The sequence below is a fragment of the Avibacterium sp. 21-594 genome (assembly GCF_026226815.1).
Classification (GTDB): Bacteria; Pseudomonadota; Gammaproteobacteria; order Enterobacterales; family Pasteurellaceae; genus Avibacterium; species Avibacterium avium.
This window is the reverse complement of sequence record NZ_JAKKOC010000001.1, coordinates 1,058,208-1,072,746: the sequence shown is the minus strand read 5'-3', so window position 1 is coordinate 1,072,746 and position 14,539 is coordinate 1,058,208. Positions and strand designations below refer to the sequence as shown.

Annotated in this window: 14 protein-coding genes and 1 tRNA gene; 9 read left to right on the top strand and 6 right to left on the bottom strand. The window is 40.3% G+C overall.

Translation table 11 applies throughout. From position 1 onward, the window contains the following. The first annotated feature begins 149 nt into the window (after positions 1-149). A tRNA-Sec gene (locus L5B76_RS04990) sits at positions 150-244 on the top strand. A 448-nt stretch (positions 245-692) separates the two neighbouring features. Here the strand turns inward: L5B76_RS04990 and L5B76_RS04985 are convergent. Beyond that, positions 693-1,025 (bottom strand): XRE family transcriptional regulator, encoded by a 333-nt coding sequence (locus L5B76_RS04985; protein WP_265754496.1) that lies wholly within the window; start codon positions 1,023-1,025, stop codon positions 693-695. Positions 1,026-1,073: 48 nt separating this feature from the next. Here L5B76_RS04985 and L5B76_RS04980 point away from each other — a divergent pair, with 48 nt between their 5' ends. The 3 genes from L5B76_RS04980 to L5B76_RS04970 are packed head-to-tail and all read left to right on the top strand — an operon-like array spanning position 1,074 to position 4,372. Next, positions 1,074-2,684 carry a recombinase family protein gene (locus L5B76_RS04980; protein WP_265754495.1) on the top strand — a complete coding sequence of 537 codons (1,611 nt, stop codon included), beginning with the start codon at positions 1,074-1,076 and terminating at the stop codon, positions 2,682-2,684. Continuing rightward, complete coding sequence (locus tag L5B76_RS04975; RefSeq protein WP_265754494.1) at positions 2,626-3,519, top strand: plasmid partitioning protein RepB C-terminal domain-containing protein; 894 nt, start codon at positions 2,626-2,628, stop codon at positions 3,517-3,519. Before L5B76_RS04980 ends, L5B76_RS04975 begins: the two co-directional genes overlap by 59 nt. Next, complete coding sequence (locus L5B76_RS04970) at positions 3,512-4,372, top strand: plasmid partitioning protein RepB C-terminal domain-containing protein (RefSeq protein WP_265754493.1); 861 nt, start codon at positions 3,512-3,514, stop codon at positions 4,370-4,372. Before L5B76_RS04975 ends, L5B76_RS04970 begins: the two co-directional genes overlap by 8 nt. A gap of 132 nt (positions 4,373-4,504) precedes the next feature. Here the strand turns inward: L5B76_RS04970 and greB are convergent, their stop codons facing one another. From greB to narQ, 5 genes are all read right to left on the bottom strand, one after another. Beyond that, on the bottom strand, positions 4,505-4,984 hold the full coding sequence (gene greB, locus L5B76_RS04965) for a transcription elongation factor GreB (protein WP_265754492.1): 480 nt from the start codon (positions 4,982-4,984) through the stop codon (positions 4,505-4,507). A 125-nt stretch (positions 4,985-5,109) separates the two neighbouring features. Beyond that, positions 5,110-5,955, bottom strand: coding sequence for an RNA polymerase sigma factor RpoH (rpoH, locus tag L5B76_RS04960; protein WP_265754491.1), 846 nt, complete (start codon positions 5,953-5,955; stop codon positions 5,110-5,112). A 210-nt stretch (positions 5,956-6,165) separates the two neighbouring features. Then, a complete protein-coding gene (locus L5B76_RS04955) occupies positions 6,166-6,480 on the bottom strand; it encodes a DUF2322 family protein (protein ID WP_265754490.1) in 315 nt (104 codons plus the stop codon). 32 nt (positions 6,481-6,512) lie between these two features. Beyond that, positions 6,513-7,547 carry a UDP-N-acetylmuramate dehydrogenase gene (murB, locus tag L5B76_RS04950; RefSeq protein ID WP_265754489.1) on the bottom strand — a complete coding sequence of 345 codons (1,035 nt, stop codon included), beginning with the start codon at positions 7,545-7,547 and terminating at the stop codon, positions 6,513-6,515. A gap of 15 nt (positions 7,548-7,562) precedes the next feature. Continuing rightward, positions 7,563-9,266 carry a nitrate/nitrite two-component system sensor histidine kinase NarQ gene (gene narQ, locus L5B76_RS04945; RefSeq protein WP_265754488.1) on the bottom strand — a complete coding sequence of 568 codons (1,704 nt, stop codon included), beginning with the start codon at positions 9,264-9,266 and terminating at the stop codon, positions 7,563-7,565. Positions 9,267-9,537: 271 nt separating this feature from the next. On the opposite strand from narQ, the gene napF reads away from it, so the two are divergent. From napF to napH, 5 genes are all read left to right on the top strand, one after another. Further along, positions 9,538-10,062 (top strand): ferredoxin-type protein NapF, encoded by a 525-nt coding sequence (napF, locus tag L5B76_RS04940; RefSeq protein ID WP_265754487.1) that lies wholly within the window; start codon positions 9,538-9,540, stop codon positions 10,060-10,062. A gap of 2 nt (positions 10,063-10,064) precedes the next feature. Next, positions 10,065-10,352 carry a chaperone NapD gene (locus L5B76_RS04935; RefSeq protein WP_103853571.1) on the top strand — a complete coding sequence of 96 codons (288 nt, stop codon included), beginning with the start codon at positions 10,065-10,067 and terminating at the stop codon, positions 10,350-10,352. A 26-nt stretch (positions 10,353-10,378) separates the two neighbouring features. Next, positions 10,379-12,859 (top strand): nitrate reductase catalytic subunit NapA, encoded by a 2,481-nt coding sequence (napA, locus tag L5B76_RS04930; RefSeq protein WP_265754486.1) that lies wholly within the window; start codon positions 10,379-10,381, stop codon positions 12,857-12,859. Positions 12,860-12,922: 63 nt separating this feature from the next. Next, complete coding sequence (gene napG / locus L5B76_RS04925; protein ID WP_103853585.1) at positions 12,923-13,675, top strand: ferredoxin-type protein NapG; 753 nt, start codon at positions 12,923-12,925, stop codon at positions 13,673-13,675. Then, positions 13,675-14,538 (top strand): quinol dehydrogenase ferredoxin subunit NapH, encoded by an 864-nt coding sequence (napH, locus tag L5B76_RS04920; RefSeq protein WP_265754485.1) that lies wholly within the window; start codon positions 13,675-13,677, stop codon positions 14,536-14,538. Before napG ends, napH begins: the two co-directional genes overlap by 1 nt. Position 14,539: the final 1 nt, after the last annotated feature.

The following is a 14,539-nucleotide window of genomic DNA, read 5'->3' as shown; positions in this document are numbered from 1 at the left end:
ATTTATGCCATTCTAGGAAAATTAGCCTTAATCATACTGTTTTTTTGTTGAAAATTCAGCTCTAACTTATCAAGTGTGCTGTATTGACTAAATTTCCCTAGCAACACCTTGAATAATCAACCGATTTCCTTTAAAGTGAAGGCACTTTCGGAAGATAGGCGTTTCCGGTGAAACGGCAGGACTTCAAATCCTGTTAAGGTTGCCAGCAATCTTGGGTGGGTTCGACTCCCATTGTCTTCCGCCAATCCACTGTTCTACACGTTTCTACATAAATCCTACTGCTTCAAAAATCCTTGTAAAATCTAGCCTTTGGCGATATTGTATGCGTCTGATTGCGTCTTCGTAAATCTCTATAACGCAATATAATTGTACCAAGAATTGTACCAAGATTTTAAAATTTCGCTACGTTACTCCCAAAGGTAATGATTTAGGTGATAAAAATCTTGGTACAATTATCAGAAAAATCATTTATTTTTATATGGTTACATTATGCCGCTATGTGGCAAGGTGGTTGTTTTTTCTTGGTACAATTTTTTAAAGGTTGATACTATGGTAAGAAAAACATAGTAACTAACAGACACTCAGATTAGAAAATGAAAGCGAGAAAGAAAGTAACCCTATTTGCTTTTTGTTGTACTTTCACTTAACAAATAGGGCATGTATAGTTTTCGTAATTCCTAAGTTTGGTGAATTTACGTTAGATAGTTTATCAATAGATACCATAAGATGATTCTGATCATTTGTGTGTCTAGATAATATTTTTCTGATTGAGATTCTTCCCATATAACTTGTCGTATGTGAGGGGATATTGTCATCAATGCGACTAAGTCTCGTCCATTAGGCAATCTGTTTCCAGAGAGCCAATCTCTTACAGTTCTTTCACTGACCTCTAATGCCGTAGCCACCATTTTTCCAGTCCAATGCTGTGCGTGCATTTCTTGGCGTAATGCAATACTGAGCTTTTGAGCTAGCACTATCTCGTTGATTGTGATTTTGTGCAATATTTTGCCTTTTGAGTGTAACATTTTTCCTCCTAGATTATTTATTATCGGGATCGATTAGGAGTAATTAAAATGCTTATACGAACAAAGAATCAACTTAAAAATCGGGCGGTTTCTTATATTCGAATGTCTACTGAGCATCAGGAGTTTTCCCCCGATCTGCAACGCTGTTTTATCGAAAATTATGCTAAAGAGAATAAGCTAGAAATTGTCCATGAATATATTGACGAAGGGAAAAGCGGACTCTCGGCAGAAAATCGGCCACAGTTTCTTTCTATGATAAAGCTTGTTCAGAGTGGTAATGCGGATTTTAATCATATTTTAGTATATGACATTAGCCGCTGGGGACGTTTTATGAATATTGACGAATCTGCGCATTATGAGCAGATTTGCACTTATCAAGGAATACGAGTTCATTACTGTGCGGAACAGTTTAAGGGAAATGATATTAGTTCCCAGATTTTTAAGTTGGTTAAGCGCGTTTCTGCTGGTGATTATTGCCGTGAACTTGGCGTAAAAGTTTTTAATGGGCAGAAAAATTTGGTTCAACGAGGATTTCGTCAAGGTGGTGCAGCTGGATTTGGATTACGTAGAAGATTAATTGATGCCCAAGGAAATGCAAAATTTAGTTTAAAATTAGGGGAGAGAAAAAGTTTACAAACAGATCGCATCATTTTGGTTGCGGGGCCTAAAGAAGAGCAGGAAATAGTTCTTCAAATTTATAATGATTTTGTTTATGGCCATAAAACGGAGCAACAAATTGCAGATAAATTAAATTCTCAAGGTATCGTTACAGATAGAGGTACAGCTTGGACAAAAGGTGTGGTTCATCAAATTCTAATTAATGAAAAGTATGTTGGGCATAATGTTTGGAATAAACGTAGTGCATCAAAAACGCGCGATTATAAAGGAAAAAATCCTATTGAAGAATGGGTTAGGGTTGATTCAGCATTTGAGGCTATTGTTCCTCAGGCATTATTTAATGCTGCGCAGTCAATTATATATCAACGTTCAGCAAGATTATCAGACGATGAAATGCTCGAACGATTAAAAATACTGTTAAAAGAGAAGGGTAAACTGTCTGGTATTATCATCGATGAAGCTGAAAATTGCCCATCTAGTAGTGCTTATAGTAGCCGATTTGGTAGTCTGCTGAATACTTATACCTTGATAAATTACAAGCCAGGAAGAGATTATCACTATGTGGAAATTAATCGATTGCTGCGTAAGCAGTATAAGGCTTTTGTGCAAAAAACATTGGATACTATTATTAAGCTTGGTGGTTCAGTATGCATAGATGAAAAAACAGATTTGGTCCGTATCAACGATGAATTTACCGTATCTATTGTTCTCAGCCGATGTCGTCTCAGTCGCAGTTTATCAGGTGCCAAAAAATGGTTTATTCGGTTTGATTCGAGTTTAAATCCAGATATTACGATAGCAGTTCGTTTAAACGAAAATGCAACAGAGATCTTGGATTATTATTTACTCCCTATGATGGGGCAGGCTCATGAAAAATTAAAGCTTTCAGAAAGTAATCCCGCAGAGTTTGAAATATATCGTCATAATAATTTAGATCGTTTTTTTATTATGGCTGAACGAATTTTAGTAAAGGAGTTTATATATGCTAAACGACACTATTCAGATTTTACCTATAGACAAAATTCGTGTTTTAAATCCTAGAACTCGAAACCAAAAAGTCTTTGCTGATTTAGTAGAAAATATTGCAGCAATTGGACTAAAAAGGCCGATTACTGTAACACTATCTACAGATAATTCAGAATATTATGATTTACTTTGTGGTCAAGGTCGTCTTGAAGCATGTAAAGTTCTAGGAGAATTATTTATCCCTTGTAGAGTAATACAGGTAAATAGTGAAGAAAGTTATTTGATTAGCCTTGTAGAGAATATCGCCAGACGAAAATATTCAAATATGGAACTGCTATCAGGTATCAAAATACTTTACGACAGAGGTTATAAGCCTTTAGATATTGCTCGAAAAATAGGTCTATCACAAAGCCATATTAATGGTATTCTTCATTTAATTAACGCAGGGGAAGAGCGGCTAATAAATGCAGTAGAACAAGGCTTCTTGCCGCTATCCATTGCTATTTCTATTTCACGTTCAGATGATCAAAATGTTCAGGCTCAACTTACAGAACTTTATGCAAATGGTACACTAAAAAGCACAGACATTACAAAAATACGCAATATGATTCACCGAAGAAATATCGTAGGAAAAAAAGCAAATGCAAGTATTTCGGGTAGTGCTAAATCATCTATTTATAATCCTAAGACCGTCGTTAAAATTTATAAAGAGGAAACTGAACGACAAAAGTTAATGATTAAGCAAGCAGATTATGATGATAAACAATTATCTATTATTCTTTCTTGTTTAAATAAATTGTTTTCAGATAAATACTTCTTACTTGTTTTAAAGTCAGAGAATTTAGATGATATGCCCAAAGATTTAAGCAAAAGAATGCTGCAACAAAAAGAGGTGAATATATATGCCTAAAAATATTACTTATGCATTTCATAACAAATTAATTTGGCTTTTTACGGAGCAAATTCTTCCTACGAAGAAAATGGATAAGAACTTTGAAAAAAGCGTAAAATTTCATAGCATTCTTTCTTCAATTCGTGAAATTGGTATTGTGGAACCGCTCGTTGTTTATCCAGAAAATAGCCAGTATATTTTACTCGATGGGCATTCTAGATTACAGGCTCTAAAAATGTTAGGTATAGATAAGGTTCTTTGTATGTTATCAACCGATGATGAGGGGTTTACATACAATAAGCAAATAAATCGATTGACAGCGGTTCAAGAAAATAAAATGCTTTTAAAGACTATTGAGCGAGGTGTATCAGATGAATTAATCGCAAAAACATTAAATGTTGATTTAAAAGTGTTACGACAAAAAATGAATATGCTCAATGGAATTACGAAAGAAGTCGTAGATATGCTTGCTAATAAACAGGTTAGTCGGGAGATATTTAGAGTATTACGTAAGATGAAACCAAAACGTCAGATAGAAGTTGCAGAAATGATGATCGCAAGTAATAAATTTACATTGACGTATGCAAATATGATGTTGCTCAGTTCCCGAAAGGAAGAGTTAGTGGAAAATCATAAGTCTAAAACCACAAATGATGACTTAGCAGAACTCTCTATTATGCAAAGGGAACTGGAACGACTTAAAGAGAACTATAAAATATCAGAGGAAAAACTAGCTGATTTAAAAATGGGGTTAGTAGTAGCAAAAGGTTACATTAAAAAACTATTGAGTAATCCGGCGATAGTTGATTTGCTTGAAAATGATCAAAATGAAATTTATCTTGCGTTAAAAGAAGTATGTAATATTCAATAATCTGTAAAAGAGCAGCCCTAATTTGGTAAATCTCAATAAAAAGTAAGAGTTTTCCATTTAGAATATAAAAGCCAAAATCATCTAAACAAAAAAGCCAATGGCATAAATCATTGGCTGTTGTTTGTTTCACACTTACTTTTTCTCATACAAAATCTGATTAATATATAAAGTTACCCAGCCTGCAGGGGTGTTTACTTTTACTTCATCATCAACTTCTTTGCCAATTAAGGCGCGAGCTACGGGGCTATCGATGGAAATCCAATTTTTGGCTGGATCGAATTCATCACAGCCCACAATGCGGTATTGATGTTCTTCGCCCTGTTCGTTTTCTAAGGCAACCCAAGCGCCAAAAAAGACTTTGCCCTCCTGTCTTGGGTGGTAATCAACAATTTGCAGCACTTCTAAACGTTTGGTTAAGAAACGAACGCGGCGATCAATTTCGCGTAGGCGGCGTTTACCATAAATATATTCTGCATTTTCACTTCGATCCCCCAATGCTGCCGCATCAGACACTGCTTGAGTTACTTTTGGACGCTCTTCTTTCCATAAAAACTTTAGCTCTTGATCAAGTGTATTCCAGCCATCTCGGGTGATGTAATTTGATTTTGTCATAGGTTGCTAATTTGTGCTGTTGTTTGTGGCAAAGGAAATATTATAGCAGTGAAAAGCAAGGGAATAAAAATGGTGAGAAGCGTACAGACAAAAAAATAGGGCTTGTTATCTAGCCCTATTTTTTATTAGAAAGTTACCGCACTTTTAAGTTTTTTCAATGCGTTAGTTTCAAGTTGGCGAACACGCTCAGCGGAAATATTGTATTTCGCTGCTAAATCTTGCAAGGTGGCTTTGTTTTCATCTAACCAACGTGCTTTGATAATATCTTGGCTACGTTCGTCTAAGCCTTCAAGCGCGGTAGCAACTTGATCTGCTGCTTGGGTTTCATAATTTTCATTTTCAAGTTCTGCGGCAAAGTTTGAGCTTTTATCTTCAAGATAAAGCGCTGGTGCAAAGCTTTCGTCATCATCTTCATTAGAAAGATCAAAGCCAACATCTGCTCCAGTCATACGGCTTTCCATTTCAATGACATCTTGTTTAGATACACCAAGCTCTTCGGCGACCATATTCACTTCATTATCATTGAACCAACCTAAGCGCTGTTTGGTTTTGCGTAGGTTAAAGAACAATTTACGTTGTGCTTTCGTGGTTGCCACTTTCACGATACGCCAGTTGCGTAATACATATTCGTGGATTTCCGCTTTGATCCAATGCACTGCAAAAGATACAAGGCGAACGCCCACTTCTGGATTAAAACGTTTTACGGCTTTCATTAAGCCGATATTACCTTCTTGAATTAAATCTGCTTGTGGCAATCCATAACCAGAATAGCCACGCGCAACGTGGATCACAAAGCGAAGATGAGACAAAATCAATTTTTTTGCTGCCTCAAGATCTTCTTTATAATACAAACGTTCCGCTAATTCCTTTTCTTCCTCTGCGCTTAGCATAGGATATTCGTTCGCAGCACGGATATAGCCTTCTAAGCTGCCTTGAGGAACTAACATTAGGGTTTGTGTATCTTTGTTCATCATATTCCTTCTTATTTTACGCCCAACTTTAGGGCTATTTATAACATAATCTATAATAAGGTCAATCGATTATAACGATTAATCTATCCTTTTCTTGTAAGTTTAGACTATGGACTTTTAAGAAAGTTCGTTACTTTTGATAAATTTTTTATTAAATAAAATAAATCTTCAAAAAATCTCGCTCAGCCCTTATTTTACAAGGCTTAACGCTTATTTTTCTTCTGGCACTAGGCGATAGTCCTTGCCCTGCTCAATCACCGCAAGTAACAGATCAATATTCGGGTGCTTGCCGGGGAATTGTTTGGCATCTTGCGTATGTTCGGCAAAAAGTTGCAAGCCTTTTTCTGCGCAAGTGCGGTCTAATTTTCCGTTAAATTCTTGTGCGAGGGCGTTGTACACGCGCAATGAGCCAAGTTTACCTGCAATGGCAGGAATGTGATGAATTTGCGTTTCACCGTCAAATACGCTTAAGCCTGCAAGGTGATCGATAGTTGGTAAGGTTTCTAAAATTGTTTTGAAATCCATTTTGCTTCCTTTTCTTTAAATGAGAATAATGATTAATGTTGTGATGAAATAAATTGTTCGCTGTCAATTTCGCCTTGCGCACCGATAAAACGCACTTCTGGCTGCAAATACACAGCAAATTTTTCTGCTACCTTTTGGCGAATATGATGGGCAAGATTTGCTACATCTTTACCGCTTGCGTTTGCTTTATTCACTAGCACTAAGGCTTGGTTTTGATGCACCGCCGCACCACCAAGTTGATGGCCTTTTAGACCACATTGATCAATCAACCAACCTGCGGCGAGTTTCACGGTGCCGTCTGTCTGCGGATAGCTAGGCATTTCTGGATATTGACTTTTTAATTGTTCAAAAAGTGCGGTGGAAATCACAGGATTTTTAAAAAAGCTTCCCGCGTTGCCCAATTCTTGTGGATTTGGCAATTTTGCGCTGCGCACGGCACAAACTTCAGCGAAAATTTCCTCCGCTGTTATCGTGGCGGGATCAAAGCGCGAAAGCGTGCCATAACTTAGCACAGGCTGCCAATCTTTGGCGAGTTTTAATCCCACAGCGACAATCATATAACCGTCTTTATATTGATGTTTAAACAGGCTTTCACGGTAGCCAAATTGACATTCTGCTTTGCTTAAACGAAAAATCTCCCCAGTATTCAGATTCAGCACGTCCACATAATCGCATACATCTTTAAATTCTACGCCATAAGCACCGATATTTTGGATTGGCGCCGATCCCACACAGCCAGGGATTAAGGCTAGGTTTTCCAAGCCATAAATGCCTTGTTTTAAGCTCCATTGCACTAGCTCGTGCCAATTTTCGCCGCCTTGAACGTGAAGATAATGAAAGTTGTCATCTTGCCGATGTTCGATACCTTTGAGCGCATTTACCAACACGATCCCGTCAAAATCTTCCACAAACAATACATTACTGCCTTGTCCGAGAAAAAGCACGGGAAGCTGCTGTTGCTGAGCTTGCTGCCAAAGGGGCAGAATCTGTTCAAGTGCGGTGATTTTTTTCACCATTTTTGCTTGTGTATTAGTTCCAAATGTATGAAATGGTTGAAGATTTTCCATTGTGTTCCTTAATCTCTATAATTTATTCGGCAGCGTGATTTTCACTTCTGTGCCACCTTCAGGGCGATTATTGATGCGTAGTATAGCATTGAGTTGGGCGCTACGTTCATTCATTATATTCAAACCGTAATGCCCCGCAGGCTCATCAAGGCTTGGAATGCCTACGCCATTATCGCGCACTAACAGCTCATATTCACCGTCATCATTGGTATGTGCAATCACTTCAATTTCCGTGCCTTGGGAATGTTTAATCGCGTTTAACGCCGCTTCACGCACAATTTGTAAGGCGTGTACTAGCTGTTGCGCATTGAAAGTGTGGGACGGCAAACTGCATTCCACGCGCATTTTCATTTCTGTTTGATTGCGTAAAGAATCGATCACTTGTTCAAGAGCGAGTTGTAAATTGGCTTCTTGCACCGTTAAACGGAAAGTGGCGAGCAGTTCGCGCAGTTGAACATAGCCGTCATTCAAGGCTTGTTCAAAATCTTTAATAATCGTTAGGCTTTTTTCCTTATTTTGCTCGCCCTCTTTATTCAAATTATGTTTCAACAACGTGAGCTGAATTTGCAGATAGGCCAGCACTTGCGCTAAAGAATCGTGTAATTCTCGCGCAATAATTGACCGCTCTTCCATTAATAGGAGCTGTTGTTGCTGGCGTTGCGTATGGTGGAAATAAAGCGAACGGCTCAACATTTGCGACACGTTGTGCATTGTGCGCAAATCAGGGCAAGGCAAGCCAGCTTGCCAATATAGCGTGCCAAGTTTATCCCCTTCCACGCAAAGATCGGTTTTTTGTAAAGAGAAGTTGGCATCATTTTCGCCTAAATAAATATGCCAATGTTCCGCGCCATAAACGCTCAATTCAATATAGCGTAAATGCTCATTCACTTTAATTTGGTTTAGCACCTGCTTTAGCACCGTAGGATCAATATTATTGGTGGTAACTAATTGAGAACATTGATAAAGCATTGATAAAGAGCGGTTGGCTTGGCTGAGTTTTTGTGTTTTCTCATTCACTTTTTCTTCCAGCCCAGTATACAGCTTTTGCAAATCACTGGCCATTTGGGTAAACACGGAAGAAAGTCGCCCGATTTCGTCATCGTTATTCACATCGAGGGGAATATGATTAAACTGCCCAATTTGTACCTGTGTACTTGCTAAGGCTAATTTTTCCAGTGGGCGAACCATTTGCTTTTTGGTAAACCACACCACATAAGACACCATAGCAACGATCGATAACATTGTGAAAAGAATGAATAACACTGCAAAATCGTGCTTTTTCTCTGCAAACTCTTGCAAGTTATAGACAAATTGATCGACTTGCTCAACATAATTTTTCACTTCTTTTTGATAGGCTTGGTAGTCTAATTGCTTGGCATAAACTTCCATTGTTTCCCAACGTGCAACCAAGTTTTTATAAGCCTGTTTTACATCAGAAGGCACGAAAAATTGCTGGTTAATATCCGCTAAGGTGCTGGAATATAAGGTTGCACGGTATTGTTGTAAATTTTCTGCCACCAACTGCGGTTCGTGTTCAATTTCATATAAAATGCGATAACTTTGCATTCGCAAGGAACCCGATACGTTGATTAATTCCGCATCAGATTTGTTACTTTGCATCACAATCAAACTGAGCAAGCTGATAAATGCAGCGAAGATGATAATGAGCAATAAATAATTGGCGATTTTTGTCGCCACCGAATGTTTTTTATTTTTCACAATGTTCACGCTTGGCAAAGGCAATCAGAATTAAGGGCTATTCTAGCAAAAAATCCCATTGCTGTTTTAGCTCTCGAACAGGAAATTTTCACAAAAATTTCCCCGCACTTTATTTTGTATCTAATGAATAAAATTAATGCGCGGTGATAATTTTGATCTAACGCAACAAAAGCGTGATTTTCTGCCTAAATACTCAATTCAGGTTATTAAAAACCTTGCTTTACCTTTAGACAATAGCGAACCTAGTAAAAAACCATTTTGGATCGTGAAAATGTCAGAAACCGCATTACCTAGACGCCGTTTTTTGCGTGGAGAGTTTCTGCATTCATTACAAAGCGAAACGGTAAAAGTACAGGGCTTTCAGGGCGTGCGTCCACCCTGGGCGGTGAGTGAAGCGCGGTTTATTCAACACTGCACCGCTTGTGGCGATTGTGTCAAAGCCTGCGAAACGCAGATTTTAGTGCAAGGGCAAGGCGGATTTCCTGAAGTGCAGTTTGATAAAGGTGAATGTACCTTTTGTCAAAAATGCGTGGACGTGTGTCAGCAGCCTGTTTTTCGCCCAGTCAGCGAAGTGGCTTGGCGGCATAAAGTTGATATTACCAATGAATGCTTAACGCAAAAACAGGTGGAATGTCGTGCCTGCCAAGACAGTTGTGAAATGCGTGCGATTCGTTTTGTGCCGCAGCTTGGTAAGGTGGCGCAACCAAGCCTGAACTTGGCGGATTGTAATGGTTGCGGTGCGTGCATTAGTGCCTGCCCTGTTTCTGCGATTAAACTTGATTATCCACAGGAATAACTATGTCAGAACAAGAAATTATCCCAATGGATAAAGCGGAAGAATGGCACGTTTGTGGCGTGATTGTTCAATGTAATCCGCAAAAAATTGAAAAAATTAAGACCGCACTTTTAGCGCTGCCTTATGCTGAAGTGCCTGCCGAAGATGTAGAAAAAGGCAAGTTGGTGGTGGTGATGCAATCTCACGATCAACATATTTTGCTCGAACAAATGGAGCAAGCGCGCAATATTGATGGCGTGATTACCGTATCTTTGGTCTATCATCAACAAGATGATGGCAATGATGAATAATTAATCATACTCGTGGGGGAAATGAGATGAATTTAAGTCGCCGAGACTTTATGAAAGCCAATGCAGCCGCCGCTGCAGCAGCTGTCGCTGGATTAAGCATTCCAGTGAAAAACGTGGAAGCCGCACAGGATAACAGTATCAAATGGGACAAAGGTGTTTGCCGTTTCTGTGGTACAGGTTGTGGCGTATTAGTGGGAACACAAAACGGACGCGTTGTGGCATCACAAGGGGATCCAGATGCAGAAGTAAACCGTGGTTTGAACTGTATTAAAGGTTACTTCTTGCCAAAAATTATGTACGGAAAAGACCGTTTAACCCAACCAATGTTGCGTATGAAAGACGGCAAGTACGACAAAAATGGTGAATTTACCCCAGTTACTTGGGATACTGCGTTCAAAACAATGAAAGAGAAATTCTTAAACGCAATGAAAGAACGTGGCCCAAATGGCGTGGGAATGTTCACTTCGGGACAAAGCACCATTTTTGAAGGTTACGCCAAAGCGAAACTTTGGAAAGCAGGTTTCCGTTCTAACAATATCGATCCAAATGCGCGCCATTGTATGGCCTCTGCCGCGGTTGCGTTCTTGCGTACCTTTGGTATTGACGAACCGATGGGCTGTTATGATGACATTGAACACGCCGAAGCCTTTGTTTTATGGGGTTCAAATATGGCGGAAATGCACCCAATTTTATGGTCGCGTATTTCTGATCGCCGTTTATCTAACCCTGATGTAAAAGTGGCCGTGCTTTCTACCTTTGAACACCGCAGCTTTGAGCTAGCAGATAACGGTATGGTGTTCACACCGCAAGCTGACTTGGTGATTCTCAACTACATCATCAACTATCTCATTCAAAATGATGCCATTAACTGGGATTTCGTGAATAAACATACCAAATTCAAACGTGGCGAAACCGACATTGGTTATGGCTTGCGTGATAGCGATCCGCGTCAAAAAGCAGCGAAAAATGCCAATAGCGGTAAAATGTACGACAGTAACTTTGAAGAACTCAAAGCGCTTGTGTCTGAATATACCCTTGAAAAAGCTCACGAAATGTCTGGTGTGCCAAAAGATCAATTAGAAAGTTTGGCGCAGCTTTATGCCGATCCAAAACGCAAAGTGGTATCTTTCTGGACAATGGGCTTTAACCAACATACCCGCGGTGTGTGGGCAAACCACTTGATTTACAACATTCACTTATTAACCGGTAAAATTTCTATCCCAGGTTGTGGCCCGTTCTCCTTAACTGGTCAGCCATCTGCTTGTGGTACAGCGCGTGAAGTGGGAACATTTATCCACCGTTTACCTGCTGATATGGTGGTTACCAAGCCAGAACATCGTGCGATTGCAGAAAAAACGTGGAAAATCCCAGCTGGCACGATCACCGATAAATTAGGCTATCACGCCGTGGCACAAAGCCGTGCGTTAAAAGATGGCAAAATGCGTGTGTTATGGCAAATGTGTACGAACAATATGCAAGGTGGCCCAAACATCAACGAAGAAACCTTCCCAGGCTGGCGTAATCCTGAAAACTTCATTGTGGTTTCCGATCCATACCCAACAGTATCAGCCTTAGCGGCGGACTTAATGTTACCAACCGCAATGTGGGTGGAAAAAGAAGGGGCTTACGGTAACGCAGAGCGCCGCACACAAGTATGGCGTCAGCAAGTGAAAGCACCGGGCGAAGCGAAATCTGACTTATGGCAATTAGTGGAATTTTCTAAATACTTCACCACTGATGAAGTATGGCCAGCAGAGCTTTTAGATGCCAACCCAGAATTTAAAGGCAAAACCTTATATGAAGTGTTATACCGCAACGGTAATGTAGATAAATATTCTAACGCTGAACTCAATGACCGCCTTAACGATGAAGCTTACGATTTCGGCTTCTACATTCAAAAAGGCTTGTTTGAAGAATATGCGTCATTTGGTCGCGGCCACGGCCACGATTTAGCCGAATACGATCTTTACCACAAAGCGCGCGGTTTACGTTGGCCAGTGGTAGAGGGCAAAGAAACCCTATGGCGTTATCGTGAAGGTTACGATCCTTATGTGAAATCAGGCGAAGAAGTGTCTTTCTATGGTCAGCCAGATAAACGTGCGGTGATTTTAGCCGTGCCTTATGAGCCACCTGCAGAAGTGCCTGATGAAGAATACGATTTATGGTTATCCACTGGTCGTGTGTTAGAACACTGGCATACAGGAACAATGACTCGCCGCGTGCCTGAATTACACCGTTCATTCCCGAACAATGTGGTTTGGATGCACCCGAACGATGCGAAAAAACGTGGTTTACGCCACGGTGATAAGATCAAAGTTTCATCACGCCGTGGGGAAATTATTTCCTATGTAGATACTCGTGGACGTAATAAATGTCCTGAAGGTTTAGTTTTCACCACCTTCTTTGATGCTGGCCAGTTGGTAAATAAATTAACCTTAGATGCCACTGACCCAATTTCAAAAGAAACGGACTTCAAAAAATGTGCCGTTAAAGTGGAAAAAGCCTAAAAAACTTAGCAAAAAAACACCGCACTTTCTTTCTAAACTAAGCAAAGTGCGGTGAAAAATAAAATGAAAAAATTAACCCAAACACCGGAACGCCGTAAATTTTTTAAGGACGCAGCTCGCACCGCGGGCGGATTAGCAGGCCTTGGCATTTTACTCGGTCTTCAACAAGAGCAAAGCCTTGCTCGTCAAGGCGTGGCATTACGCCCGCCCTTTGCCATTGAAGATGAGAAAAAATTTGCCGCCGCCTGTATTCGTTGCGGACAATGTGTGCAAGCCTGCCCTTATGAAATGTTGCACCTTGCTTCCTTGCTTTCGCCAATGGAAGCTGGCACACCTTATTTCATCGCACGGGATAAACCTTGCGAAATGTGTGAAGATATTCCTTGTGCAAAAGCTTGTCCGAGCGGAGCGTTAGATTCCACACAGGATAATATTAACGATTCCCGAATGGGCTTATCGGTGCTGTTAGATCACGAGACTTGCCTAAACTGGCAAGGTTTACGTTGTGATGTGTGTTATCGCGTTTGTCCACTTATCGACAAAGCCATCACCCTAGAAATGCAACGTAATGATCGTACGGGCAAGCACGCGGTGTTTATTCCAACGGTACATTCCGACGCCTGTACAGGTTGCGGAAAATGTGAAGAAGCCTGCGTACTGGAAGAAGCAGCGATTAAAGTATTACCGCTATCCTTGGCGAAAGGAATGTTGGGTAAACATTATCGCCTTGGTTGGGAAGAAAAAGAAAAGGCAGGGCATTCCCTTGCGCCTGACGACATTATTTCTTTACCCGTACGCAAACCGGAGGGCTTTTAATGGCAAATTCACCGAAATATGCAGGTAGAGAAGCAAGAGAAAAACTGGGCTTGTGGCGCGCTAATCGCTTTTTATTTTGGCGTCGTTTAACTCAGTTAAGCATTCTCGCAATGTTTCTGAGCGGCCCTTGGCTCGGTGTATGGATTCTGCGTGGTAATTATAGCGGTAGCTTATTTTTAGATTTAATTCCAATGAGCGATCCACTCATCACGGCAGAAAGTCTTGTAACGGGTTATTTGCCTAACTTCACCACCTTACTGGGTGCTGGCATTGTGATCGCCCTTTATGCCTTATTGGGAAGCAAAGTGTTTTGCGGTTGGGTGTGTCCGTTAAATCTGGTTACCGACTGTGCGGCTTGGTTAAGACGTAAATTAGGTATTCGTCAAAATGCCAAAATTCCACGCGGCTTACGCTACGGCATTTTATTGATGATTCTCATCGGCAGTGCGTTAAGTGGCATTATGTTGTGGGAATGGATCAATCCTGTGAGCGCATTTGGACGCGCCTTAATTTATGGCTTCGGTGCAACCACTTGGTTAATTTTAGCTATATTTTTATTTGATTTATTGATTGCAGAGCACGGCTGGTGCGGGCATTTATGCCCTATCGGCGCGACCTATGGCTTAATTGGCGCAAAAAGTATTGCGCGCATTAAAGTGATTGATCGCGCACGCTGTGATAATTGTATGGATTGCTACAACATTTGCCCTGAACCGCAAGTGTTACGCAGCCCACTGCATGGCAAAAAAGACGAAAGCCTGCTCGTGCTTTCTAAAGATTGTATCAGTTGCGGACGTTGCATTGATGTTTGTGCTGAAAATGTATTTACTTTTACCACTAGATTTAATCATTCGGGGGAATAAA